The 25454-nt window shown below is 37.7% G+C and carries 22 protein-coding genes; 12 read left to right on the top strand and 10 right to left on the bottom strand.

Annotation, left to right across the window (positions count from 1 at the left end):
- The first annotated feature begins 23 nt into the window (after positions 1-23).
- The 7 genes from ispF to MTZ49_RS06110 all read left to right on the top strand — a co-directional run bounded on the left by ispF (position 24) and on the right by MTZ49_RS06110 (position 6732).
- Entirely contained in the window at positions 24-506 is a 483-nt protein-coding gene (ispF, locus tag MTZ49_RS06080) for a 2-C-methyl-D-erythritol 2,4-cyclodiphosphate synthase (protein WP_264747458.1), read from the top strand.
- Positions 493-1542 carry a tRNA pseudouridine(13) synthase TruD gene (truD, locus tag MTZ49_RS06085; RefSeq protein WP_264747459.1) on the top strand — a complete coding sequence of 350 codons (1050 nt, stop codon included), beginning with the start codon at positions 493-495 and terminating at the stop codon, positions 1540-1542. Before ispF ends, truD begins: the two co-directional genes overlap by 14 nt.
- Positions 1530-2273, top strand: coding sequence for a 5'/3'-nucleotidase SurE (gene surE, locus MTZ49_RS06090; RefSeq protein WP_264747460.1), 744 nt, complete (start codon positions 1530-1532; stop codon positions 2271-2273). Before truD ends, surE begins: the two co-directional genes overlap by 13 nt.
- A gap of 2 nt (positions 2274-2275) precedes the next feature.
- Positions 2276-2944 (top strand): protein-L-isoaspartate(D-aspartate) O-methyltransferase, encoded by a 669-nt coding sequence (locus MTZ49_RS06095; protein WP_264747461.1) that lies wholly within the window; start codon positions 2276-2278, stop codon positions 2942-2944.
- A 24-nt stretch (positions 2945-2968) separates the two neighbouring features.
- A complete protein-coding gene (locus MTZ49_RS06100) occupies positions 2969-3850 on the top strand; it encodes a peptidoglycan DD-metalloendopeptidase family protein (RefSeq protein ID WP_264747462.1) in 882 nt (293 codons plus the stop codon).
- 10 nt (positions 3851-3860) lie between these two features.
- On the top strand, positions 3861-4259 hold the full coding sequence (locus MTZ49_RS06105) for a DUF2750 domain-containing protein (protein WP_264747463.1): 399 nt from the start codon (positions 3861-3863) through the stop codon (positions 4257-4259).
- A 247-nt stretch (positions 4260-4506) separates the two neighbouring features.
- The gene (locus MTZ49_RS06110; protein WP_264747464.1) at positions 4507-6732 is read left to right on the top strand and encodes a primosomal protein N'; all 2226 of its coding nucleotides are present in this window, start codon (positions 4507-4509) and stop codon (positions 6730-6732) included.
- Positions 6733-6820: 88 nt separating this feature from the next.
- On the opposite strand, the gene MTZ49_RS06115 is transcribed toward MTZ49_RS06110, so the two are convergent.
- Both MTZ49_RS06115 and argS read right to left on the bottom strand, forming a co-directional pair.
- Entirely contained in the window at positions 6821-7525 is a 705-nt protein-coding gene (locus MTZ49_RS06115) for an SPOR domain-containing protein (protein WP_264747465.1), read from the bottom strand.
- 4 nt (positions 7526-7529) lie between these two features.
- Positions 7530-9269, bottom strand: a complete 1740-nt coding sequence (gene argS, locus MTZ49_RS06120) for an arginine--tRNA ligase (protein ID WP_264747466.1) — start codon at positions 9267-9269, stop codon at positions 7530-7532.
- A 337-nt stretch (positions 9270-9606) separates the two neighbouring features.
- Here argS and acs point away from each other — a divergent pair, with 337 nt between their 5' ends.
- Positions 9607-11583, top strand: a complete 1977-nt coding sequence (gene acs / locus MTZ49_RS06125; protein ID WP_264747467.1) for an acetate--CoA ligase — start codon at positions 9607-9609, stop codon at positions 11581-11583.
- Positions 11584-11662: 79 nt separating this feature from the next.
- Here the strand turns inward: acs and MTZ49_RS06130 are convergent, their stop codons facing one another.
- From MTZ49_RS06130 to elbB, 6 genes are all read right to left on the bottom strand, one after another.
- Positions 11663-13018, bottom strand: a complete 1356-nt coding sequence (locus MTZ49_RS06130; protein WP_264747468.1) for an MATE family efflux transporter — start codon at positions 13016-13018, stop codon at positions 11663-11665.
- Position 13019: 1 nt separating this feature from the next.
- Positions 13020-13520, bottom strand: a complete 501-nt coding sequence (locus MTZ49_RS06135) for a YcxB family protein (protein WP_264747469.1) — start codon at positions 13518-13520, stop codon at positions 13020-13022.
- Between the two features lie 53 nt (positions 13521-13573).
- Positions 13574-15367: a DEAD/DEAH box helicase gene (locus tag MTZ49_RS06140; protein ID WP_264747470.1), complete on the bottom strand. Its 1794-nt coding sequence runs from the start codon at positions 15365-15367 to the stop codon at positions 13574-13576.
- 241 nt (positions 15368-15608) lie between these two features.
- Positions 15609-16697 (bottom strand): tRNA (uridine(54)-C5)-methyltransferase TrmA, encoded by a 1089-nt coding sequence (trmA, locus tag MTZ49_RS06145; RefSeq protein ID WP_264747471.1) that lies wholly within the window; start codon positions 16695-16697, stop codon positions 15609-15611.
- Positions 16698-16700: 3 nt separating this feature from the next.
- Entirely contained in the window at positions 16701-18005 is a 1305-nt protein-coding gene (locus MTZ49_RS06150) for an NCS2 family permease (protein WP_264747472.1), read from the bottom strand.
- Positions 18006-18088: 83 nt separating this feature from the next.
- Positions 18089-18754, bottom strand: a complete 666-nt coding sequence (elbB, locus tag MTZ49_RS06155) for an isoprenoid biosynthesis glyoxalase ElbB (protein ID WP_264747473.1) — start codon at positions 18752-18754, stop codon at positions 18089-18091.
- A gap of 171 nt (positions 18755-18925) precedes the next feature.
- On the opposite strand from elbB, the gene MTZ49_RS06160 reads away from it, so the two are divergent.
- Positions 18926-19636 (top strand): pirin family protein, encoded by a 711-nt coding sequence (locus MTZ49_RS06160; RefSeq protein ID WP_264747474.1) that lies wholly within the window; start codon positions 18926-18928, stop codon positions 19634-19636.
- Positions 19637-19770: 134 nt separating this feature from the next.
- Here MTZ49_RS06160 and MTZ49_RS06165 read toward each other — a convergent pair whose 3' ends face one another.
- On the bottom strand, positions 19771-20322 hold the full coding sequence (locus MTZ49_RS06165) for a DedA family protein (RefSeq protein ID WP_264747475.1): 552 nt from the start codon (positions 20320-20322) through the stop codon (positions 19771-19773).
- A 241-nt stretch (positions 20323-20563) separates the two neighbouring features.
- Between MTZ49_RS06165 and hemB the strand changes: the two genes are divergently transcribed.
- Genes hemB through MTZ49_RS06180 form a run of 3 tightly spaced genes read left to right on the top strand, consistent with a single transcriptional unit; the run spans position 20564 to position 24896 of the window.
- Positions 20564-21574 (top strand): porphobilinogen synthase, encoded by a 1011-nt coding sequence (gene hemB / locus MTZ49_RS06170; protein ID WP_264747476.1) that lies wholly within the window; start codon positions 20564-20566, stop codon positions 21572-21574.
- Positions 21575-21602: 28 nt separating this feature from the next.
- Positions 21603-23789: a polyphosphate kinase 1 gene (gene ppk1 / locus MTZ49_RS06175; protein WP_264747842.1), complete on the top strand. Its 2187-nt coding sequence runs from the start codon at positions 21603-21605 to the stop codon at positions 23787-23789.
- Between the two features lie 18 nt (positions 23790-23807).
- Positions 23808-24896 (top strand): alpha-hydroxy acid oxidase, encoded by a 1089-nt coding sequence (locus tag MTZ49_RS06180; RefSeq protein ID WP_264747477.1) that lies wholly within the window; start codon positions 23808-23810, stop codon positions 24894-24896.
- On the opposite strand, the gene MTZ49_RS06185 is transcribed toward MTZ49_RS06180, so the two are convergent.
- Positions 24893-25378, bottom strand: a complete 486-nt coding sequence (locus tag MTZ49_RS06185; protein ID WP_264747478.1) for a DNA polymerase III subunit chi — start codon at positions 25376-25378, stop codon at positions 24893-24895. The genes MTZ49_RS06180 and MTZ49_RS06185 overlap by 4 nt on opposite strands.
- Positions 25379-25454 lie beyond the last annotated feature (76 nt).

Below are 25454 nucleotides of genomic sequence, written 5' to 3' on the forward strand. Positions count from 1 at the left end.
TTTTTTAGCTAATAGAGTTTTATATGCGTATAGGTCATGGTTATGATGTACATCGTTTTGGCGATGGCAACTTTGTAACTTTAGGTGGAATACAAATTCCTTTCCATAAAGGTTTAATAGCCCATTCAGATGGCGATGTGCTAATCCATGCACTTTGTGATGCGCTATTAGGAGCCTGTGCTTTAGGTGATATAGGTCGCCATTTCCCTGATACAGATCCTCAATATAAAGGAATTGATAGTAGACAACTATTACGTCATGTTATTGCATTAGTTAATAAGCAAGGATGGCAATTAGCTAATATGGATGCCACTATTATTGCGCAAGCGCCTAAAATGGCTCCCTATATTGAACAGATGCGTGAATTATTAACCAAAGATATGCAAGTAAAACTTGAGCAAGTTAATATTAAAGCAACCACTACAGAAAAGCTTGGTTTTACTGGTCGAGAAGAAGGTATTGCAGTACATGCTGTGGTATTATTAGCGCCTTATGACAGAACTTGAATTATTAGGCCCTACCGCTTGGGGCGAGGCTTGCGGAGAGGCTCAGTTAAAAGCAATAGCTGAAGATTTTCAGGTGGATGAAGTATTAGATATTCCTTTAACCGGTGAGGGTGAGCACCTTTGGTTATGGGTTGAAAAACGCTATCTAAATACTGAAGAGGTGGCTAAACGGATAGCTAGAGCTATTCAAGTACCATTAAGGCAAGTGAGTTATGCAGGCCTAAAAGATAAGCTAGCGTTGACTAGGCAATGGTTTAGTATTCATTTGCCAGGTAAAATGGATCCTGATTTAACCACATTAGAAAGTGACCAGTTACATATTGTTAAACAAATACGTCATCAACGAAAGTTGCAACGAGGTACTCATTCGGCTAATGGCTTTATTATCCGTTTGACTCAGCTTGAAGCGGATCAAAAGCTATTAGTAGAGCGCTTGCAGTTAATAGCTAAACAAGGTGTGCCTAACTATTATGGTTTGCAACGCTTTGGTTTTGATGGGAGTAATGTTGAGCAAGCTATAGAGTGGGCAAATCAACAAGCTTATCCTGAGCAACGTAATATACGTTCTAGATTATTATCCAGTGCTAGAAGTTATTTATTTAACAAAGTGCTAGCCAGAAGAGTGAGTATGGGTACTTGGAATAACTTAATTAAAGGTGATGTATTGTCCTTTACAGATAGTCGTAGTTTCTTTCCTGCCGAACAACTGGCTGCAAATGATACTAGATTGGCTGAGTTAGATATTCATCCTACCGCTCCTCTTTGGGGAGAGGGTGAGTTAGCTACTACAGCGCAGGCACTACAACAAGAGCAAACAATATTAGCTGAATATCAGCAATTAACAACTTGGTTACAATCCGCCAATATGCGCCAAGAAAGGCGGGTGTTGAGATTACCTGTTAACGATTTAACATGGCACTTTGTAGAACCTACTATTTTACAATTAAATTTTGTATTACCAACAGGCTGTTTTGCTACCTCAGTAGTAAGAGAAATAGTGTCACTTAAAGCAACGGAAGATAAATGTACATATTAGTTTCTAATGATGATGGTGTTTCTGCACCTGGTATTAAAGCACTTTATGACGCATTGGCTGATTATGGTCAATGTCAAGTATTAGCCCCCACGAGAGATATGAGTGGCACAAGTAATTCTCTGACGCTTGATCGTCCATTATACCCACATTATTTAGAGAATGGTTTTATTGGTTTAGATGGAACACCTGCTGATTGTGTACATATGGCAATGAATGGTTTTCTTGAACATAAGCCTGAGCTAGTGGTGTCAGGTATTAATTTGGGTGCTAATTTAGGTGATGATGTACTGTATTCTGGGACAGTAGCAGCGGCTACTGAAGGGCGTTTTACGCAAGCCCCTTCGTTTGCTTTTTCATTAGTTTCTAGAGAAATAACAAACTTACCAACCGCTGCACATTTTGCCAGAAAGTTAGTAGAGAATTATGCTAAACTTGATCTGCCAAATCATACAATACTCAATGTTAATATTCCAAATTTACCTTTAGATCAGGTAAAGGGGATTAAATTAACTAGATTAGGGTATCGTAGCCATTCTTTACCGCCAGAGAAAACAGTAAATCCCAGAGGTAAAGTTGGTTATTGGATCTCTTTGACTGGTGATATAGTAGATGGTGGTGAAGGAACAGATTTTCATGCAATTGCAGAGGGATATGTTTCTGTAACTCCTTTAACAATTGATCGTAGTTGTAGGTTGGCTTTAGATTCTTTACATGCGGTGGGGAAAGTATAAATATGACTAATGGTTTGATGCGAAGTGGCATTGGAATGACTTCGCAACGGACAAGAGAGCGTTTAGTGCAACGTCTGCAAGAAGAAGGCGTGACTAATGAGCGAGTGCTAGAAGTCATTCGTAATACGCCTCGTCACTGGTTTATTGACGAGGCACTTTCACACCGTGCATATGAAGACACCGCATTGCCTATTGGGCATAATCAAACTATTTCCCAGCCACTTATTGTGGCACACATGACAGAAATATTATTAGCCGCTGGGCCATTGGATAAAGTGCTCGAAATAGGGACAGGTTCAGGCTATCAAACCGCCATTCTTGCTCAATTAGTGAACAGAGTATTTTCTGTAGAAAGAATTCAACCTTTACAGGATAAGGCTAAAGAACGATTACAAGGTTTAAAATTACGTAATATAGTATTTCGATGGGGTGATGGTTGGGAAGGTTGGAATGCTTTAGCACCTTACAATGGTATTATAGTCACTGCGGCTGCTCCTGAAATCCCACAAGCGTTATTAGACCAATTAGCAGTGGGTGGTCGTTTAGTAATGCCTGTTGGTGATAATAATAGCCAACAACTACAGCTAGTAATAAGGCAAGAGCAGGGCTTTAAACAACAAATATTGGGTAATGTACGATTTGTACCTTTACTCAATGGAACCATACGTTAATTTAATTATCATTAGGAGCTTAAAGTGGGGTTATTGAATAGAGAGTTATTACCCATTTCTTCGTTATCTATATTGATATTGCTGACTGCTTGCTCAAATGATAATGCTAGAGTTCAAGTAGTTGATAAAACAACAAACTATAATAAACAGGTTAAGGTAACAACTGTTCCTTATTCGGGAAAAGTAGTGCAGGCAGGTAGTTATACGCCTGTAACAAAAGGCCAGCATGTTGTACAAGGTGGGGAGACTTTGTATTCATTAGCGTTTAACTATGGCCGCGATTGGCGAGAGTTAGCTAATGAAAACAATATTGGTGCCCCTTATACTATTTATCCAGGACAGGTAATTTCATTATCAGGTAGAGCTAGCTCAACAACGACTACCACTACAAAAGCGCATGATTCTGGTAGTATTAAAGTGACTACAACCCAGAAACCAACGACATCAACTACCACTAAACCAACAGCTACGCAGGCGCCAACTCAAACACAGACTAAGCCTACTACTTCAGCGCCTACACCGACTACAGCTGTAGTCGGGGGGTGGACATGGCCAGCAATGGGAGCAGTCATTAGTACTTACTCTCCGACAGGTACTCTAAATAAAGGGATCGATATCGCAGCTAGTGAAGGTTCTGCTGTGATGGCAGCATCGGCAGGTACAGTGGTTTATGCAGGTAATAACCTACATGGTTATGGTAATTTATTAATTATTAAACACAATGATAGTTTTGTGAGTGCCTATGGGCATAATCGTAGTTTATTAGTTAAAGAAGGCCAGAAAGTAAGTGCAGGTCAAAAAATTGCTGAAATGGGATCAACAGGTGCTGATCGAGTCAAATTGCATTTTGAGATTAGGTTAAATGGTAAACCTGTAGATCCACTTAAATATTTGCCTAAAAAGTGAAAAATAGTTGATGAAGAAAGTACACGATTTAGAGGTTCAAGCATTTAGTCGTCAATCCAATAGCCAACGTTATAACTATTTTGTTGAGAAAGTATTTGAGTGGCAGGAAGCTTGGGGGTTAGGTGATGAAGAAGGTTGGGTTATTGCTGAAATAGGGGAAGAGATTGTTTTTCCTTTATGGCCAGCAGAGCCTTTTGCTAAGAAATGCCAAGTGGATAATTGGCAAAATACCGAAGTTAAGAAAATTTCTTTTGATGAATTATTAACAGAGGTTTTACCTAGTTTGGTAGAAGATGATGTTCAAGTTGCTGTCTTTATGGTGCCAGATAATGAGCAATGTGGTGTATTGCCTGCACAAGAGCTATTAAATGACTTTGTCACACTTAGTGAACAGAAAGATACTAGATAATAAAATGTATAAATATCGAGTTTGATGAGTAGGCTATAAACTGCTGACAGTTGTTGATGGAAGCAACTATTATAATTGCTGTTAATAAAGCAATTTGAGCATTGAATCAAAAGAAAGAAAAATAACTAAACTTATAGCGTTAGTTAATAAGTATTTTAATTAGAATTAACAATATTTTTGATAAAATATTTTGTTTTTCAATAAATCCTTATATGATGAATCAATGTAATGATAATAAGGATAATCTGTGCTTAATAACCCCTGCTATTTGCGCTTAGCTTTGCCTTCTCCGTTACGGCGATTATTTGATTATTTGCCACCAAAAGGTGTGGATGCAAGTTCTTTACAAGTGGGTATTAGGGTAAAAGTACCATTTGCTAACCGTACTTTAATTGGTGTGTTAATTGAGGTGGTTGAAGAAACCACTGTTCCAGTCGAAAAGTTAAAGAAAGCTATTGAGCTAGTAGATGAAATTCCAATAATTCCACCCTTATTACTAAAACTATGTCAGTGGACAGCACAATATTATCAACATAGCTTGGGGGATACATTATCTTGGGCGTTGCCTAATTTATTGAAGCAAGGTAAATACCCTGATGATAATCAAGAATATTTTTGGAAAGTAGAAGAGGGAAGTGATTTAGAGGATCCTAGACTTGCTAGAGCAACTCGCCAAAAACGAGCATTACAGGTATTGATGCAACATCCACATGGTGTTGCACAAAATCTGATAGGAAAATTACAGATTCAATTAGATACTTTAAAAAGACTACAAGAAAAAGGATTAGTTGTCTGTGAAATAAGAGAAATTAAGCCTATTATCCATGAGGGTAGCTGGTTAATAGAGCCTGAACTATTAGCCAATGAAGAACAAGAAAAAGTAATTAATATTATTAGTAGGTCGCTTGATAGTTATCAACCATTTCTACTCTATGGTGTAACAGGCAGTGGTAAGACAGAGGTTTACTTTCATTTAATTCATCAAGTATTAAAGATGAAAAAACAATCGCTTGTACTAATTCCTGAAATTAATTTAAGCCCACAAACATTGCATCGTTTTCAGAAACGGTTTAATGCCAAAATTGTTTTAATTCATTCAAACTTGACCGATAAAGAACGTTTGGAAGCATGGCAAGCCGCTAAAGAAGGGCGGGTAGATATAGTGATTGGTACTCGTTCTGCTATTTTTACACCCATGGCAAAATTAGGTTTAATTATTGTAGATGAAGAACATGATAGTTCTTATAAGCAACAAGATGGTTTGCGTTACCATGCGCGTGATTTAGCTATAGTTCGTGGCAGAATGGAGAGCGTACCTGTTGTCTTAGGCTCTGCTACACCTTCTTTAGAAAGCTTACATAATGTGACGTTAGATAGATATAGACAGCTCAATCTTACCTATCGTGCAGGCAATGCTAAACCACCTAAAATCCAATGTTTAGATGTTCGTACCCAGCCAATGGATAGTGGTATTTCTGCACAACTGCAAAGCTTAATTGAGTCCACTTTAAAAGTGGGACAACAAGTCTTAATTTTTATTAATAGACGAGGTTTTGCCCCTACCTTAATTTGTCATCATTGTGGTTGGATTTGTCATTGCCCTCATTGTGATGCCAGAATGACATTACATTTAAGAGATCATGAATTACGTTGTCATCACTGTGAGTTTCGCCAGTTACCGCCTGCTATGTGCCCACATTGTCACCATGTGGATTTAAGACCTGTAGGAGTGGGGACAGAGCGTACAGAAGAGCGTTTAAAAGTTTTATTTCCAGATTGGCCAATCTGGCGTATAGATCGTGATACTACCAGTCGTAAATTAGCTATGCAGGAAATAGTCACTGCAGTAAAAACAGGTGAGGCAGGTATTCTTGTGGGTACTCAAATGTTGGCAAAGGGGCATCACTTTCCTAATGTTACATTAGTCGCCATCCTTGATGCAGATAATGGATTATTTTCTGCTGATTTTAGGGCTTGTGAAAAAACAGCTCAGCTCATTATTCAAGTGGCAGGTCGAGCTGGACGAGCAGAACAAGAGGGGCGAGTGTTGATTCAAACTCATTTGCCTGAGCATCCACTCATTTTACAGTTAATGGACAAGGGTTATTTAGCTTTTGCTAAGCATAATTTAGAAGAAAGAAAAGAGGCCAGTTTACCGCCATTTAGTTATTTTGCACTATTAAGAGCAGAAGCTTATAAACAAGAACAGTTAGATGATTTTTTAGTACGTGCACATGCACAAGCGGAAATGTTAGCAGTACAGGTTGAAAATAAAATAATAGAAGTATTTTCTCCAGTGCCAGCACCTATGGAAAAGAGAGCAGGTCGTTACCGAGGGCAAGTTCTAGTGCAAAGTAGTATACGTCCTGTATTACACCAATTTTTAACAAGTTGGGTGCAGGCTTTAGAAGAACTGCCCAAGACTAGTCAGATTCGTTGGTCATTGGATATTGATCCTATTGATTTAAATTAATCACTTAAATCGATTATTTTATTTGATTTGTTTAGAAAACTGCCAAGGCTTATATTGATAATATAAGCCTTGGCGGTTGATTCAAAAGTTATTGAACTTTACGAGGAACAACCAGTGTTTGGTTAAAGCCGTGAGATGAAAGTTGTTTTTGTGCTTTAGTGGCATCATCTTTTGTTTTAAAAGGGCCTACCAATACTCTATACCACGTTTTGTTATTGCTGTTTGCTGTTTCTACTTTAACATCTTGGCCAAGCATTAAGATCTGCGCCCTGATACTCTCAGCACCTGTTTGAGTAGGATATGAGCCAGCTTGCAAAAAGAAATTCATGCTGGATGGTGGCGTAGGCGTTGTAACAACAGCAACTTGTGATGGTTGAGTAGTTTGTATAGGTTGGTTAACCTGTTGGGCAGGTTGTACAGGCGGTTTAACAGGCGTAGGTGGAATAACAGGTGGTGTTCTTCCCTCTAATAAAGCTGCTGCACGGTCACCGTCAAGTTTTTTACGTTGCTCTTCAGTAATGATAGGTTGATTAGGTTCTTTACCTGATAGCATTTTATCAAATTCAAACTTAAATTCGGGCTTATTATTAGTATTATTATCTTTAGGGCGTGTGGTAGGGGTGTTAGGTTTTTGGCCATTTCTAATATCTTGTTTTGGCTCTAGTTTCATTAAAAACATAATAAAACCACCAATAACAATACCTGCAACTAACCATATCCAGCCAGGTGCACCAGATTTTTTAGGTGGTGTATATTTATTAGCACCACGTGGTTTAGTTTTTGCCTTTGCCATTTTCTTACATACGCTCCAAAGGAACTAGTCCTAATAGTTCTAAGCCTTGCTTTAGAGTACGTCCAGTTAATGCAGTAAGGCGTAAACGGCTTTGTTGCTGTTGTTCATTATCTGCTTTAAGTACAGGGCACTCTTCATAAAATGTTGAGAATAGCTTAGCTAAATCATAAAGATAGCTACAGAGTAAATGGGGTAAACCTTTACTAGCTACACTATTTAAGGTTTCTGAGAATAGCATTAAATGAGCAGCTAAGTCTTTTTCTTGTTCGGCTTCTAATACTATTTTACCAGTTAGTTGCTCAATTGTTTTGTTGGCAGTACGTAATACCCCAGCAGTTCTAGTATACGCATAAAGCAAATAGGGAGCAGTATTGCCTACTAAACTTAACATATTATCAAAGCTAAATGTATAGTCACTGGTACGATGTTTAGAAAGATCAGCATATTTAACCGCGCCAATACCTATAGAGTGGGCTATTTGCTTGCATTCTTGCTCACTAATATCTGGGTTTAATTGCTTAGCTAAATCATAGGCTTTTTGTTCTGCATCATTTAGTAAATCAATTAGCTTAACAACACCGCCATCTCGCGTTTTAAAAGGTTTGCCATCTTCACCATTCATCGTGCCAAAACCCATATGCTCAAGATCTAATTCAGGGTTGGCAAAACCAGCTTGGCGGGCTGCTACATATAACATATCAAAATGCAGTGATTGGCGTTGATCTACAAAATATAAACAACGATCAGCTTTTAGCACATCATTACGATAACGAATAGCGGCTAAATCAGTGGTAGAATATAGGTAGCCACCATCTGCTTTTTGTACAATCATCCCTAATGGCTCACCTTCTTTATTTTTAAAGCCATCTAAGAAAATGCATTGTGCGCCATCGCTCTCACTCAACATGTTGTTAGCTTTTAGTGCTTCAATAATCTTGGGAAGATCATCATTATAAGCACTCTCGCCGCGAACATCTGCACGGGTTAATTTTACATCAAGACGATCGTAAACTTGTTGGCAATGGCCTAGCGAAATATCATTAAATTTTGTCCATAGCTCTAAACATTTTTTGTCACCTGCCTGTAGTTTTACTACCATCTCACGGGATTTAGTTGCAAATTCAGGAGATGCATCAAAATGTTTTTTGGCGGCACGGTAAAAGTTTTCTAGGTCAGATAGCTCGCTTTCAGCATCAGCAGGATTTTCTTCCATATAGGCTAGTAACATACCGAATTGTGTGCCCCAGTCGCCTACATGGTTTTGACGAATAACAGTATCTCCTAAAAACTCAGCAACACGCGCTACCGCATCACCAATAATGGTAGAGCGTAAATGGCCTACATGCATTTCTTTCGCTAAATTAGGTGATGAAAGATCAATTACAACACGTTGATTTTTAGTCGTTTTGCTGACCATTAGTTTAGAGTCATTTAGTGCTTCATCTAAGCGGTTAGCCAATGCTTGGGTATTTTGAAAAAAGTTTAAAAAACCAGGCCCTGCTATTTCTACTTTGCTAATTTGCTCATTAGTTGGTAGAGCAACTAAGATTTTTTCAGCTAAATCACGTGGTTTCATTTTAGCTGGTTTAGCTAGCATCATGGCGATATTGGAAGCAAAATCACCATGAGTTTTATCTTTAGTATTATCAATTTGAATGGTTACTGCTAAATCAGCAGGTAAAATATTTTCATTGATCAAAGCAGCTAATGCTTGTTCGATTAATTTAGTGATGAGTTCTTTCATTCGGCTTCTATATGCAAAAATAAAGTAATTTTATTAAATAAAGGTAAATTCTTACTATTGTATACCAAGTTGGGGGAGGGGAGGTACAGTAAGCTAAATATTCTTAAAAATCATTAACAATCGCCTATTAAAAACTAATATTTTTGAAATATTGTAAAAAGTAGTATTGAATTAAATAGAAATTGCTGTTATTTTCCTTTAACAAAAGAAGTTTATTAAAATAAGAAACTTAAACTAAAGATTAATTCACATTCGACTATTGTCGAATGCTCATTGGGTTGCTTTTAAAGGCACAATGTAAAAAACAAAAATAATTAATAAACTAGAGGTGTTAAACATGACAATAAAAATATATCCAGTAAAAAGTAATATTTTAGAGAAGACGTTAACTGATGAAGCAACATACAAAAGTATGTATCAACAATCGATTATTAATCCAGAGGGATTTTGGCGAGATCAAGCTAATCGAATAGAATGGATACAGCCTTTTACGCAGGTTAAACAAACCAGTTTTGATGATCATCGGGTAGATATTAAATGGTTTACAGATGGTACATTAAATGCCTCTTATAACTGTTTAGATCGTCATTTAGAAGAACGTGGAGATCAAGCAGCTATTATTTGGGAAGGTGATAATCCTGCAGAGTCTCGTACCATTACCTACAAACAACTGCATGCAGAGGTATGTAAATTTGCTAATGCCTTACGTGGTCAAGATATTCATCGTGGTGATGTAGTTACCATCTATATGCCCATGATTCCTGAGGCCGTGGTTGCAATGCTAGCTTGTGCCAGAATTGGTGCTATTCACTCAGTCGTTTTTGCAGGATTTTCTCCAGAATCTTTAGCTGGCCGTATAGCTGACTGTAAATCAAAAGTAGTGATTACTGCCGATCAAGGTCTACGTGCAGGTAGAGTCATTAATTTAAAAGAAAATGTTGATGAGGCATTAACCAATCCTAACACTTATAGCGTACAAAAAGTGATTGTTTGCAAACGTACTAATGGTCAAATTCGTTGGTATCCTCATCGTGATATTTGGTATGACGATCTAATGAAGGTGGCTTCAGATCGTTGTGCTGTGAAAGAAATGGGTGCTGAAGAAGCGTTATTTATTTTATATACATCGGGTTCTACGGGTAAACCTAAAGGTGTGTTGCATACCACAGGCGGTTATATGGTGTATGCATCCTTAACCCATGAGCGTATTTTTGACTATAAACCAGGTGATATTTATTGGTGTACAGCTGATGTTGGCTGGATTACAGGCCATAGTTATATCGTTTATGGTCCTTTAGCTAATGGCGCAACTACCTTATTATTTGAAGGTGTGCCTACTTACCCTGATATTAAGCGTATGGCACAGGTGGTTGATAAGCATCGAGTGAATATCCTATATACAGCACCTACCGCTATTCGTGCCATGATGGCGCATGGTAAGAAAGCGGTTGAAGGCTTTGATGGTAGTAGTTTAAGAGTATTAGGTTCAGTAGGTGAACCGATCAATCCAGAAGCATGGCAATGGTACCATGATGAAATGGGTAAACAAAAATGTGCGGTTGTCGATACCTGGTGGCAAACAGAAACTGGGGGTATTTTAATTACTCCATTACCTGGTGCAACAGAAACTAAACCTGGCTCTGCAACTAAACCATTCTTCGGTGTACAACCTGCTATTGTCGATAACTTAGGTAATTTAATTGATGGGCCTGCGGAAGGTAACCTAGTCATTATCGATTCTTGGCCAGGACAAGCCCGTAGTATTTATGGTGATCATGATCGTTTTGTAGATACTTACTTTAAAACCTTTAAAGGTATGTATTTTACAGGTGATGGTGCGCGTCGTGATGAAGATGGCTACTGGTGGATTACAGGCCGTGTTGATGACGTTCTTAATGTTTCAGGGCATCGTATTGGTACGGCTGAAGTTGAAAGCGCGATGATTGCTCATAGGAAAGTGGCAGAAGCAGCAGTAGTAGGTGTGCCACATCCTATTAAGGGGCAAGGCATTTATGTTTATGTAACGCTGGCTGAAGGTGAAGAACCTTCTGATGAGCTAATGAATGAGTTAAGGGAATGGGTTCGTCATGAAATTGGACCTATTGCTACCCCTGATTATATTCAATGGGCGCCTATGTTACCTAAAACTCGCTCAGGTAAGATTATGCGTCGTATTTTGCGTAAAATCGCAAGCTTTGAGTATGAGCAATTAGGTGATACTAGCACATTAGCTGATCCAGGTTCAGTGGATCAAATAGTGGCAGAACACAAACGCTTATATGGTGATGAACCTAAACAAGCTGTTTCAGCGTAGGTTAACGGTTTTATTTGCTTTATTGAATAATTACGTTTCACTCACAGGGTTAGTACTTCCCTTAGGCTAACCCTTTTTTTTATGCTTCTTGATTAATCCATTGATTCTGTTTAGTAATTTTCCAACTAATATAGCCCAATATAATACTGCGTAATGCCATAAAGGTTAGAAAGGTTATCCATAAGCCATTGTTAGCCAATGGCTGCAAAATAAAGCCTAACGGTAAACTAATAATAAAGGCAAGTAGCATACTATTACGCATTTCTTTAGCACGTGTTGCACTAATAAATAAACCATCCAATAAGTAACTCCAAACAGCGATTAAAGGTAAGATAGCTAAATAAGGAATAAGCGGATAAGCTTGTTCTCGAATACTTACAATGGTGGTTTGTAAGTTAATGAAATAATGCCCAAATTGTAGAAAGTTAATAGCGAATAATAAACTAGCTAGTAATGCCCACCCACAGGCCACAATTAGGGTGGTTTTAAGAGCAAGTTTGTCTTTTTCGCCAATGGCTTTGCCACATAATGCTTCAATGGCATGGGCAAAACCATCGAGGATATAAGCGGTAATGGTCAGGCCATTAATAATAATGATATTGGCACTTACAGTTTCTTCACCTAAACGTGCACCTTGAATCATTAGTAAAAAGAATACTCCTTGCAAGGTTAGGCTGCGGATAAAAATATCTCTATTAACAGTAAGCAGCGCTTTCCAAGTACTCCAATGTTTTAATGTAGATAAGAACCATTGCCCTACATATTTTTTGAGGGGAACATAAATAAAACAAAAGCCTATTAAACAGCCAGACCATTCAGCAATTACAGCAGCTTGTCCTGCACCTATAACTCCTTTATCAAGATAGAGTACAAACCAAACAGATAACACCATATTAATAATATTGGTGGTAATTAATATTATTAGTGGAATACGTGCATTTTGTGAACCTAAATACCAGCCTACTAAAGTGTAGTTAAGTAAAGCCGCGGGTAGTCCTAGAATACGCCAATTAAAAAACTGTTGAGCAGCTTCATGAAATTCTTGATTCGGTTGAATCCAATATAAAGTGAGCTGATAAAAGGGAATGGCTAAAAAAATAAGGAGTATGGATAAACTAAGTGCTAGCAATAAACTTTGCATAAGGATTTGTCTTAATGCAGATCCTTGCTGACGACCTACAGCCTGTGCTGTAAAGCCAATAGTGCCCATACGGAAAAAGCTTAAACAGCCCGCTATAAAAAGATAACTAGTGCTTCCTACGGTGACTGCTGCTAAATTATGTGCTTCTGGTAATCTACCCATTACCATAGTATCTACGAGAGATACTAATGGTACAGAAAGATTTGATAAAATCATTGGCAGGGTAAGTGCCCAGACTTTTTTATGGGTAGTAATATCTTTCCAGCTATTTAGAAACTGATTAAGTAATTGCACGTTATTTAATTTGGCCGCCTGCTTCCTGCACTTTTTCTAATATAAAGCTTTGTGCTTCAGTAGGAATAGCTTCTAAAGGGAATGTTGCATAACTAGCACGTGCTAGGAAAACCAACCATGTATCTGAGTATCGCCAAATTTCTTTGATTGCTGACCAAGGCCATTCCCCTTCACCTAGCTCTGAGGCGAGAGCAAATTTTTCATCATAAACTTTAAAGGTAACAGTAGGATTCTGTAACGCATTAAATGTACCTAAAACATGGTAGCGATTATTAAGGTAAACACTGATACCAAATAGTATGCCCGCAGTAAATATTACCGAAAAAGCACCCATCATCCATGAGGTATCGCCTTTAACTATTGCACTAATAAAACAGAAGCCAATAAATAACATTGCTATAAAATAACGCCAGCCTAGAGCTCTTATCCAATAGCGGAAAACAGATTTTTTAAGCATGGTTAATGTATATGACATATTTATTTGATAACGAATTTCTTCCATTATATTTCCCTGATATTAAACAAAGCCGACATAATGTCGGCTTTTAGTTTAATTTAATCTTCGCGATAGCGACGAAGTTTTAATGGTTTACCTGCCACTCGAGTATCTTTGAGCTTAGTTAGGATTTTATCTAATCCTTTTTCAGGAAGTTCTACTATACTGAAGCTGTCACGGATAGTAATTTTACCAATTTGATCTTTATTAATGCTGGCTTCATTAAGAATAGCACCTAATAAGTTCTTGGCAGCAACACCATCTAAACTACCAACAGGTGTACGACAACGTACTTTTCCTTCTGATACTCTATCGTTAGAGCGGCTGCTAGAACGGCCTTCACGCTCTATTCTTGGTCCGCGTTCGCTACGCTCACCGCGCTCTTTACGTTCGCCCCTTTCTTTTCTGTCGCCGCGTTCGCCACGTTCCTTACGATCACCTCTTTCCTTTCTATCACCACGTTCTTTGCGCTCTCTAGGCTCACGCTTCACATTACTGATTGGAGTTAGTTTAGGTTCGGTTCTTTCAATTTCTTCCACGGTTAATGGACGACGATTAGTAGCACGACGTAATAAGGCAACTGCTAATTCTTCTACTGAGCAAGTAAGATCAGTGGTTAATTGATTAACTAGATCAATGTAGTGTTGTTGGTTATCTTCTGGTTTGGCAAAAGGTTGTAGATTTTTAGTTAAACGTTTAATTCTAGCTACTAAAATGCTTTGTGCATTAGGTAAAGTGGCTTCGCTTACTTCTTGTTTAGTTACACGCTCAATGGTCTGTAACATACGGCGTTCACGTGGTGTCACTAATAATAAAGCTTTACCTGTACGACCGGCACGACCAGTACGGCCAATACGATGTACATATGATTCAGGATCATAAGGCATATCTACGTTAAATACGTGAGTAATACGTGGTACATCTAAACCACGAGCTGCTACGTCAGTAGCTACCACAATATCTAAACGACCATCTTTTAATGATTCAATTACTTTTTCACGTTGATTTTGTGCAATATCACCATTTAATGCTGCAACACGGTAACCTTTGATCTCTAATTCCATTGCTAAATCTAAGGTAGCTTGTTTGGTGCGAACAAACGCAATTAATGCATCAAAGTCTTCTACTTCTAATAAACGTAATACAGCTGCGTTCTTTTGATCTGGATGCACCATTAAATAGGTTTGTTCAATACTTTCAACAGTTTGTGTCTTGTTGGCTATTTTAATATGTTTTGGATCGTTTAATTGTTTTTCAGCAATAGCCTTGATAGATGCAGGTAAAGTAGCTGAAAATAAAGCGGTTTGACGTTTTTTAGGCAGTGTTTTAAAGATGCTTTCTAAATCATCCATAAAACCAAGCTTTAACATCTCATCTGCTTCATCTAAAACAAGAAATTGCACGCCTGATAAGAAATTAGCATCACGGCGTAAGTGATCACATAATCTACCAGGGGTAGCTACTAACACTTGTACACCATTACGGATTGCTTTAAGTTGTGCCCCCATAGGTGCCCCACCATAAATAGCTGCTACTTTAACAGTAGGCATTTGTTTGGCATAGCTTTCAAATGCATCTGCTACTTGTAATGCTAATTCGCGAGTAGGTGCTAATACCAATACTTGGGTATGGCGATTAGTAGGATCAATTTTACTTAAAATAGGTAATGCAAAAGCGGCTGTTTTACCTGTTCCTGTTTGTGCTTGGCCAATAATATCTTGGCCAGCTAAAATTTCTGGAATGGCTTTTGCTTGAATAGGAGATGGTTCTTCGTAACCAACAGCTGCAATGGCAGCTAAAACACTAGGATGAATGCCAAGCTCAGCAAATGAGCTGTTTTTTTTCTGGGTCATGGAAATGCCTCAATGTGCAATCGCAAGTACCCAAAAACTTAAGCTGCTTATGCCTTGTTTATTACTAACCCGAGCAGTGTAATGGTTGGGATCTGCGAAAAACTAGATAAAATTCGTAAGATTATGGAGTTATATTTCCATAATATCAGTTAAATACGCTATTATTTTTATAGCGGGGGCATATCATACTGTATTTTTTGGAAAAATGCAGAGATATTTCTGAACAAATAGCAACAAAGTGTTATTTTCTTTCTAATAAAATGCCTGTTTCCATATGATGAGTGTAGGGAAATTGATCAAATAATGCACAGCGACTAATTTGATGAGTGTCTGCTAGTTGCTTGATATTTTCTAGTAAAGTCTCTGGGTTGCAGGAGATGTAGATAATTCTTTGGAATTGGCGAACCAGCTCGCAAGTATCTTTATCCATGCCTGCTCGAGGTGGATCAACAAAAACAGTGGCGAATTGATAACTGGTTAAATCAACATTTGCCAGTCGATTAAAAGGACGTACTTGATTAAGTGCTTGGGTCAGCTCTTCAGCGGATAGCCTTACTAAACTAATATTATCTATATGGTTATCAGCAATATTCTGTAAAGCTGCTTTAACAGAGGTTTTGCTGATTTCTGTGGCTAATACTTTGCGAACTCTAGTTGACAAGGGGAGAGTAAAGTTACCATTGCCACAGTAAAGCTCTAATAGGTCATCATTACGTGTACCTAATACATCATAAGCCCAATTAAGCATTTTATTACAAACAATACCATTAGGTTGAGTAAATGCACCTTCAGGTTGTAGATAAGTAAAGATTTTACCTGCTACTGTAAATTCTTCTAAAGCATAATCTCTGCCAATCACTAAACGCTGTTTACGAGAGCGGCCAATAATATTGATATTAAGTTGTTTGGCAAGGTGTTCAGCTTCTGTTTGCCATTGCTCGTCTAAAGGGCGGTGATAGCAAAGGGTGACAACAGCATCGCCTTTAAGAGTAGTTAAAAATTCAATTTGGAAAAGTCGATTAGATAATGTTTTACTGGCTTGCCATGCTGCTTTTAATTGTGGCATTAACTCATTGATTTGTTGACTAGCAATAGCAAAACTATCTAATAAAATGGGTGTGTGTTTATCGCCTTGTTTAAACATTGCATAATCAAGTTGTTCACCTTCACGCCATAGTCTAAATTCTGCACGCATGCGATAGTATTCAGCAGGAGAGTCAAATACTTCTAAAGTAGGTGCATTAAAAGGAGCTAGTAAGTCTGTAAGATATTGCTGCTTCTCTGTTAATTGAGCATTGTACTGAGCTGGATTGGGTAATAGTGTATGCATAAATTATTCGTGTAAAAAAGCAAATTTTAAAATAAATAGAATAGAAAGTATGATTAATGCTGAGTTAACTTCTTTGGTGCGCCCAGTTAATAACTTAATAGCCGTCCAACTAATAAAGCCAAAAGCAATACCATTAGCAATTGAATAAGTAAAAGGCATGGCGATGGCAGTAATTAACACAGGTGCTGAAGTAGTGAGATCATGCCAATCAATTTCTGCTAATCCAGAGGCCATAAGAATAGCTACGAAAAGTAGTGCAGGGGCAGTAGCAAATAAAGGGACACTTTCTGCAAGCGGTGAAACAAATAAGGCTAATAAAAATAGCAGTGCTACCACACAAGCAGTAAGACCAGTACGACCACCTGCGGCAACCCCCGCTGTAGATTCTACAAAACTTGTAGTGGTAGATGTACCTAGTAATGAACCAGACATAGCGGCAGTACTGTCAGCAATTAGTACTCGCCCCATTCTTGGTAAGTAACCATCGGCACGCATAAGCCCTGCTTTCTTGGCCACACCAATTAATGTGCCTGAGTTATCAAATAGATCGACAAATAAGAACGAAAAGATAACGGCAATCATACCCACTTGAAAAGCACCTGCAATATCAAGCTGTAAAAAAGTAGGTGCAATAGAGGGCGGAGTAGAGACAATGCCTTTAAAAGGAGTAATATCCAGCACAATACTGATAATAGTAATCGTTAATATGCTAATAATTACTGAACCGGGTACTTTACGAGCCTCTAAGGCAATAAGAATAAAAAAACCTAAAATAGCCAGTAACGGTTCAGGCTTTGTAAGATCGCCGATAGTCACTAGGGTTGCAGGGTTTCCCATAATAATCCCCGCTTTTTGTAAACCGATGATAGCGAGAAATAGGCCAATACCAGCAGCGATAGCTGAACGTAATGCTAGAGGGATACTATTAATAATCCATTCACGAATTCTAAAAAGCGATAGCATAAAAAATAGCGTAGCTGAAATAAATACAGCTCCTAAAGCAACTTGCCAACTGTATCCCATAGTATGAACTACAGTGTAGGAGAAGAAAACATTAAGTCCCATGCCTGGTGCTAAAGCTAGTGGGTAGTTAGCAATCAAACCCATAGTGAGAGAGCCAATAACCGCAGCTAAACAAGTGGCTACAAATACAGCTGAGTGATCCATTCCAGCACCATTGGCATCACTTAATATATTGGGATTAATAAACAGAATATAAGCCATGGCTAGAAAGGTAGTAAAACCAGCAATTATCTCAGTTCTAATAGTGGTATTGTTGGCTTTTAATTTGAATAGCTTTTCTAGCATGATAGTGTCTCAGCTAATGAGTGGATAGAAACAGTACAAAGCAAAAAGCCTCCTAGGTAAGGAGGCTTAAGAAATTAATTTAATTACTGAAAATCGGTAAGTTGTAAAACACGTACTACCAACTTTCTAATACCTGGTGCAATATCACCAATAGATTTACCTAGCATATAGGCTGGTGTTGTAATCAGTTTATGAGCTTTATCTTCTACAATATTATCTACTGTACAATCTTGATGAATAGCCCCCATTTTTTCTATTTCAGCAGCAGTATTGGTGTCTTTACCAATAGTGCAGATAATGCCTCTACCGTATATTTTAGGGGCTAAATGTGGAGCGATACATATTAAACCAATTGGTTTTTCAGCTTTGGCAAAGGCTTGAGCAGCAGTCAATACGTCAGGATTAACCGTGCAGTCAGCACCTTTAAAAGCGAAGTCTGAAAGATTTTTAGCAGCACCAAAACCACCTGGAATAATGAGGGCGCCAAAATCATCTACATTAAGTTCAGTAATATCTTTTATATGACCACGAGCAATACGCGCAGACTCCACAAGAACATTACGCATTTCAGCAGCTTCTTGTTGAGTAACATGATTAATAACGTGTGCTTGATTAATATTAGGAGCAAAACATTGTATTTCTGCTCCTTGTTCACTTAAATAAAGTAATGTTAGAGTAGATTCATGAATTTCACTGCCATCAAAAACCCCGCAGCCTGCAAGGATTACAGCTATTTTTTTAGTAGGCATAGTAGCTCCTTTGAAATGAAGGTATGGTTGGCTTGGTGATTATTATAGCAAAAGATAACAACAGGGATTATTTAATTAGTTAATTAATTACAATACATTGTTCCAGTTTTGATTATTGTTTTATGTAAAGAAAGTATTATTATGGATATTAATGAAACTTAGGAGGTTGATATGTTAAATACTATATTACATAAAGCTAATGATCGTGGTCATGTTCAACATGGTTGGCTTGAAGCTTATCATAGTTTTAGTTTTGCTAATTATTATGATCCTGAAAAGATAAATTTTGGTGCTTTAAGGGTTATTAATGAAGATAGAGTGTTACCTAGTGAAGGATTCGGTACTCATCCCCATAATAATATGGAGATTATTACTATTCCTTTATCTGGAGCATTGGAACATAAAGATAGTATGGGGAATACCTCTGTAATTCGCTCAGGTGAAATACAGGTAATGAGTGCAGGAACAGGTATTTTGCATAGTGAATACAATGCAAGCCAAGAAGAGCTAGTGCATCTCTTACAAATTTGGGTTATTCCTAATCAAAAGAGTGTGACACCACGTTATCAACAAATTAAATTTGATGAGAAGCGTTTAAATGAGTTCCAGCAAATTGTGTCTCCAAATCCAGATGATGAAGGGGCATGGATTCACCAACAAGCATGGTTTTCTCTAGGGCATTTTAATGAGTTAAAACCTATTGAATATAAGCTGCATGATGTAAACAATGGTGTTTATGCATTTATTATTCAAGGTGAAGCAACTGTTGGTAATATCAAGCTTTTAGATCAGGATGCATTAGGTATTACAGGTGAATCTACCATTAAGATTACGCCTGAGAGGGCAGATAGTCGAATTCTGTTGATTGAAGTACCTATGTAACTCTCCATAACGCAAGGAAGCGTTATATAGCTATTACTCTACATTTTTATACGTCGTTGAATGACTTTGCCGTACTAGTTGTACTGTCTTCAGTCATTCGCCTCGTCTAAAATTGTATAGCAACAGCTATGTAGTTATTGGGGGGGTTTCCTATTCTTTATAAAACGCCTTATCCATAAGAAAAGGGCAAGAGCAACAATAGCACCTAGGAATATAAGTTCGTAATCTTTTAAATAACTCAACACAATCGTACCAAAATAATAAGCGGTACTGCCTAATACAATTGACCATATAATGGCACCTATGCCATTAAGAATTACATAGCGTTTGGGGGAGTAGCCTGAGATACCAATAGCGACAGGCATAATAGTACGTAGCCCATACATAAAGCGGAAAGTGAGAACCCATAAGTCAGGATTCTTTCTAAAATAGATTAATGCTTTATCTGCAGATTTTTGCCATTTTGGTCTTTTTTGTAAAAGGGAAATACCATAGTATCTACCTAAAAAATACCAAAGTTGATCCCCACAATAACTGCCTATAAAAGCTACAATAATAACGGTTTTTAAGTCTAGGAAATCGTGCGCTGCAGCGATTCCAGCTAATACAAGAATGGTTTCACCTTCTAAAAACGTTCCTATAAATAAAGCTAGATAGCCATAATCGTTAAGCAGTTGTTCCATCATATGATGATCTTATTGTAAATGATAATAATAGGTTATAACTTACCAGTATAAACAAAAAAGTCCTACCGTATTGTAAGATAAATCGTGACAAAATCTAACTTATTGTTCGTAAAGTATTTAAAAATATTTAATTTGCTACAGAGTACGATAGATTCAAGTAGAATAATAAGTAAGACGATTATGCATGATTTTGTTAAATTAAGCGTATAATCGAAGAAATTTAGCTTATTAGGAGGCAAAGGTGTCTTTTTCTTATTCCAACCGATTATTTCCAGCTACTAGATTACGTCGCAATCGTTTTGATGATTTTTCAAGACGCTTAGTTCGTGAGCATCAATTAACAGCGAATGATTTAATTTTGCCAGTATTTGTTACGGAAGGAAAAAGTTACCGTGAAGATGTGTCTTCTATGCCTGGTGTGCAAAGGCTATCCATTGATGAGTTATTAAAAGAAGCTGAGCAATTAGTTGCATTAGGTATTCCAGCTATCGACTTATTTCCAGTGATAGATCCTAGTAAAAAAACAGAAGATGGACGTGAGGCTTGGAATCCTGATGGGTTAATACAACGTACCATTCGTGCATTAAGAGAAAATGTACCTGAATTGGGGGTTATGACTGATGTGGCGTTAGACCCTTATACCACACATGGTCAAGATGGTATTATTGATGCAGATGGCTATGTGATTAATGATGTAACCATTGAAGCACTAGTTAAACAAAGTTTGTCTCATGCTGAGGCTGGCGCACAGATTATCTCTCCATCAGATATGATGGATGGACGCATTCAAGCAATTCGTGAAGCTTTTGAGGTGGCCGATTACCATACCACAAGATTGATGGCATACTCGGCTAAATATGCCAGTGCTTATTATGGACCATTTCGTGATGCATTAGGCTCAAGCAGTAATTTAGGAAAATCGAATAAGTTTAATTATCAAATGGACCCCGCTAATAGTGATGAAGCATTGCATGAAATTGCCCTTGATTTAGCTGAGGGTGCAGATATGGTGATGATTAAACCAGGTACGCCTTATCTTGATATTGTGTATCGGGTAAAACAAGCCTTTAAAGTGCCTACCTTTGTGTATCAAGTGAGTGGTGAATACGCCATGCAGATGGCCGCTATAAACAATGGTTGGCTTTCTGAAAGTATTATTATGGAAACATTGGTAGGCTTTAAACGAGCGGGAGCTGATGGAATTTTAACTTATTTTGCTAAATATGCAGCTCAGCAACTAAAGAATAGTTAATATTTCTGTAAAGGTTGGAAATATAGTGATGAATACAAAAGATAAAAAGAATCAGGAAATTGTGGAAGCAAACATAGTAGAGATTGTTGATGAAACAATTGAACCTATTAAACAAGACGAAACGCCCATTAATCTCGATGATTATAGTTTGTATTTAAATCGTGAGTTTTCACTGTTAGAGTTTAATATACGAGTACTTGAGCAGTCACTGGATGAATCTTATCCGCTATTAGAACGTTTAAAATTTTTATTAATTTTCTCTAGTAACTTAGATGAGTTTTTTGAGATTCGTGTGGCTGGCCTTAAAAAGCAAGTAAAGTTTTCCCGCGAACAAATTGGTGCAGATGGGTTATTGCCTCGACAAGTGCTAAAGCAATTGAATACAGTTGTACACCACCAAGTGGAACGTCAGTATCGTATTCTGAATGAGGTTTTACTACCTGCATTGGCTGAACAGAATATTCGGTTTATTCGTCGTCGCCATTGGAATCCTAAAATTAAAACATGGGCACGCAAATTTTTTAAAGAAGAGATAGCACCAATTGTCAGTCCAATAGGTTTAGATCCAACCCATCCATTTCCATTGTTAGTCAATAAAAGCCTTAATTTTATTGTTGAGTTAGAAGGTACTGATGTGTTTGGGCGTAGCTCAGGGTTAGCTATTATTCCTGCGCCTCGATCATTACCTAGAATTGTTAGGATTCCTGAACAGGTAGGTGGTGCTGGTGATAATTTTGTTTTCTTATCATCATTAATTCATGCCCATGCAGATGATTTATTTCCTGGTATGCAGGTTAAAGGCTGTTATCAATTTAGGTTAACCCGTAATGCTGATTTGTCAGTAGATGCTGAAGATGTAGAAGATTTAGCCAGAGCATTAAAAGGTGAGTTGTTTTCCCGTCGCTATGGTGATGCGGTTCGGTTAGAAGTAGTGGATGCTTGTCCAGAGCATTTATCTAATTATTTAAGCGAACAATTTAGCCTTTCTAAAGGGGAGCTATATAAAGTTAATGGACCGGTAAACTTAACGCGACTTTTTAGTATTACCAGTTTAGCAGGCCACCCAGACTTACAAAGTAAAGCTTTTTCGCCTGTGATCCCAAGAGTTTTACAGAAAAAGAAAGATAATCTATTTGCTACTCTGTCAAAAATTGATGTGTTATTACTGCATCCTTATGAGTCTTTTACACCTGTAGTTGATTTTGTAAGACAAGCAGCAAAAGACCCTAATGTGCTGGCTATTAAACAAACTTTATACCGCACAGGGGCAAATTCTGAGGTGGTAGATGGTTTGGTGGAAGCGGCCCGTAACGGTAAAGAAGTGACTGCTGTTATTGAGTTACGTGCCCGTTTTGATGAAGAATCTAACTTACAATTAGCTACTCGTTTACAGGAAGCTGGTGCTATTGTTACCTATGGCGTAGTAGGCTTTAAGACTCACGCTAAAATGTGTTTAGTGTTACGCCGTGAAGGTGATGAATTACGTCGTTATGCTCATTTAGGTACGGGCAACTATCATGCAAGTAATGCAAAATTATACACAGACTATAGTTTGTTAACAGCTGATGTGGCCTTATGTGAAGATTTACATAAGTTATTTGGTCAACTGATCGGCATGGGTAAAACACAACGGATGAAAAAATTACTTTATTCGCCATTTACCCTTAAGAAAAACTTGTTAGAAATGATTAACCGTGAAGCAGCAGCTGCTAGTAAGGGACTACCTGCTCGTATTATTTTAAAAATTAATGGGCTGACTGATACTAAGATGATTCGAGCACTTTATAAGGCTAGCCAGTCAGGAGTTAAGATAGATTTAATTATTCGTGGTAAGTGTTGTTTAAGGCCAGGTGTGGCTGGTGTTTCTGAAAATATTCAGGTACGTTCAATCATTGGTCGTTTTCTTGAACATAGCCGAGTATTTTATTTTTTGAATGGTGGTGAAGAGAAAATCTATCTATCTAGCGCTGATTGGATGGAGCGCAATTTAGATATGCGTGTAGAAACCTGTTTCCCTATTGAAGGTAAAAAACTAATTACACGGGTTAAGAAAGAGTTAGAAATTTATTTAAGTGATAATACGCATAGTTGGATTTTACAAAGTGATGGTAGTTACATTCGTTCAGTGCCAACAGGTAATCAAATACCTAAGTCAGCACAACAGATTTTATTCGAGCAGTTAACAAACCAAGGTAGTAGTTTAAATAAATTATAGGAAATAATTGGAGCACATATGCCTTATTCAATCATACCACCGCAATTATTTTCCGTAGAGGATTATGAAAAAAGTGCGGCAAAAATGATAGATCACGTCGCATGGAGTTATTTAGTAGGTGGTAGTGGTGATGAGTTAACGCTAGACTGGAATAAGCAAGCATTTCAGCGTATTCAATTGCAAGGCAGAGTATTAAGTGGTTTTGAAGGAGCTAATACTAAACTCAGTTTACTAGGTAATACGTTACCATTTCCTATTCTGTTAGCGCCTGTGGCGTGGCATAAGTTATTTCATAAAGAGGGTGAATTAGCTACAGTGCAAGCTGCTTCAGCTATAGGTGCTGGTATGGTGGTAAGTACTATGGCCAGTACTTTATTAGAAGAGGTGGCTGAACATGCGACTAAACCATTATGGTTCCAGCTTTATATTCAAGCTGATCGAATGTTTACCGCAGAATTGGTAAAACGAGCCGAGTTAGCGGGTTATAAAGCATTGGTGTTGACAGTTGATGCCCCTATTAGTGGTGTACGCAATCGTGAGCAGCGAGTTAATTTTCGATTACCGCAGGGTATTTCTTCAGTGAATTTGCAGGGAATGCAGGTTGTTAATAATACTGCTAATTTATTAGAAAGTCCGCTGTTTTCAGGGCAGTTAGCTAATGTACCTACATGGCAAGATATTGAATGGCTACAATCAATTACTTCTTTGCCAATATTGCTTAAAGGAATAACCTCTGTAGAAGATGCAGAACAAGCGATCCAGTTAGGTGTAAATGGCCTGATAATCTCTAATCATGGCGGGCGTGTATTAGATACTTTGCCTGCTGCTATTGATCTTCTCCCTAGAATTGCTGAACAAGTGGCTGGTAGGGTGCCTATATTGATGGATGGTGGTATTCGTCGTGGTACGGATATTTTAAAGGCAGTTGCTTTGGGAGCGAATGCTGTATTGATTGGTAGACCTTATATCTATGCATTAGCAGTAGCTGGTGCTGTAGGTGTTGTTCATTTATTAAATATACTGAGGGCAGAGTTAGAAGCGGCTATGGTGTTGACAGGTTGTCGTACCTTGGCGGATATTAATCCTACAGTAGTTTGGCAGTCTTAAATTTTATTTAAATTGTGGTACTGCACATTATATTGGGCTGTATTATAAAAACGGTAATTGGCTCGAGCTTTATCTTTAAGTAAAGCATCATCAATCACAAACTCGGCAATACGCGTAAATTGTTGATGATGCTTGGGTATGTCAAAACTTAGATTAATTAATAGTGGATAGTTGATAGTTTGATAATCTAACTCTTCTAGCCCTAATGTAATGGGGCTACTTGGGTTTTCTTCTAATAAATCATGTGGAATAAAGCTGTCTGGTTTAAATTGCCACAATAATTGATTTAATTGTTGACGCTGTTGTTGGTTTTGGCAGTGCACATAGATATTGCCAACCTGTAACCATGCTTTATTAATTAGCCGACAACTGAATAATAAACAGTCATCTATCGTAGAAGTGGGTAGGTTATAAAAATCTACTTTAAGCATGGTTAATAGATAAATAACAACAAGGTTGGAAGAAGGGATTGAATATAACAAATCATATTACTATATATTTTAAATAGATGCATTAAAGTTATTTTCATTATGTTGGTTGTTTCATTTTTTCAGCATG

Source organism: Entomomonas sp. E2T0 (assembly GCF_025985425.1).
Taxonomy (GTDB): Bacteria; Pseudomonadota; Gammaproteobacteria; order Pseudomonadales; family Pseudomonadaceae; genus Entomomonas.

Excerpts from the sequence above, each read along its gene's own strand:
- trmA (WP_264747471.1), bottom strand. The coding sequence starts at position 16,697 with ATGCATACACTATTACCCAATCCAGCTCAGTACAATGCTCAATTAACA.
- surE (WP_264747460.1), top strand. The coding sequence starts at position 1,530 with ATGTACATATTAGTTTCTAATGATGATGGTGTTTCTGCACCTGGTATT.
- truD (WP_264747459.1), top strand. The coding sequence starts at position 493 with ATGACAGAACTTGAATTATTAGGCCCTACCGCTTGGGGCGAGGCTTGC.
- MTZ49_RS06165 (WP_264747475.1), bottom strand. The coding sequence starts at position 20,322 with ATGATGGAACAACTGCTTAACGATTATGGCTATCTAGCTTTATTTATA.
- ispF (WP_264747458.1), top strand. The coding sequence starts at position 24 with ATGCGTATAGGTCATGGTTATGATGTACATCGTTTTGGCGATGGCAAC.
- MTZ49_RS06095 (WP_264747461.1), top strand. The coding sequence starts at position 2,276 with ATGACTAATGGTTTGATGCGAAGTGGCATTGGAATGACTTCGCAACGG.
- argS (WP_264747466.1), bottom strand. The coding sequence starts at position 9,269 with ATGAAAGAACTCATCACTAAATTAATCGAACAAGCATTAGCTGCTTTG.
- MTZ49_RS06105 (WP_264747463.1), top strand. The coding sequence starts at position 3,861 with ATGAAGAAAGTACACGATTTAGAGGTTCAAGCATTTAGTCGTCAATCC.
- MTZ49_RS06115 (WP_264747465.1), bottom strand. The coding sequence starts at position 7,525 with ATGGCAAAGGCAAAAACTAAACCACGTGGTGCTAATAAATATACACCA.
- MTZ49_RS06135 (WP_264747469.1), bottom strand. The coding sequence starts at position 13,520 with ATGGAAGAAATTCGTTATCAAATAAATATGTCATATACATTAACCATG.
- acs (WP_264747467.1), top strand. The coding sequence starts at position 9,607 with ATGACAATAAAAATATATCCAGTAAAAAGTAATATTTTAGAGAAGACG.
- ppk1 (WP_264747842.1), top strand. The coding sequence starts at position 21,603 with ATGAATACAAAAGATAAAAAGAATCAGGAAATTGTGGAAGCAAACATA.
- MTZ49_RS06160 (WP_264747474.1), top strand. The coding sequence starts at position 18,926 with ATGTTAAATACTATATTACATAAAGCTAATGATCGTGGTCATGTTCAA.
- MTZ49_RS06180 (WP_264747477.1), top strand. The coding sequence starts at position 23,808 with ATGCCTTATTCAATCATACCACCGCAATTATTTTCCGTAGAGGATTAT.
- elbB (WP_264747473.1), bottom strand. The coding sequence starts at position 18,754 with ATGCCTACTAAAAAAATAGCTGTAATCCTTGCAGGCTGCGGGGTTTTT.
- MTZ49_RS06150 (WP_264747472.1), bottom strand. The coding sequence starts at position 18,005 with ATGCTAGAAAAGCTATTCAAATTAAAAGCCAACAATACCACTATTAGA.
- MTZ49_RS06140 (WP_264747470.1), bottom strand. The coding sequence starts at position 15,367 with ATGACCCAGAAAAAAAACAGCTCATTTGCTGAGCTTGGCATTCATCCT.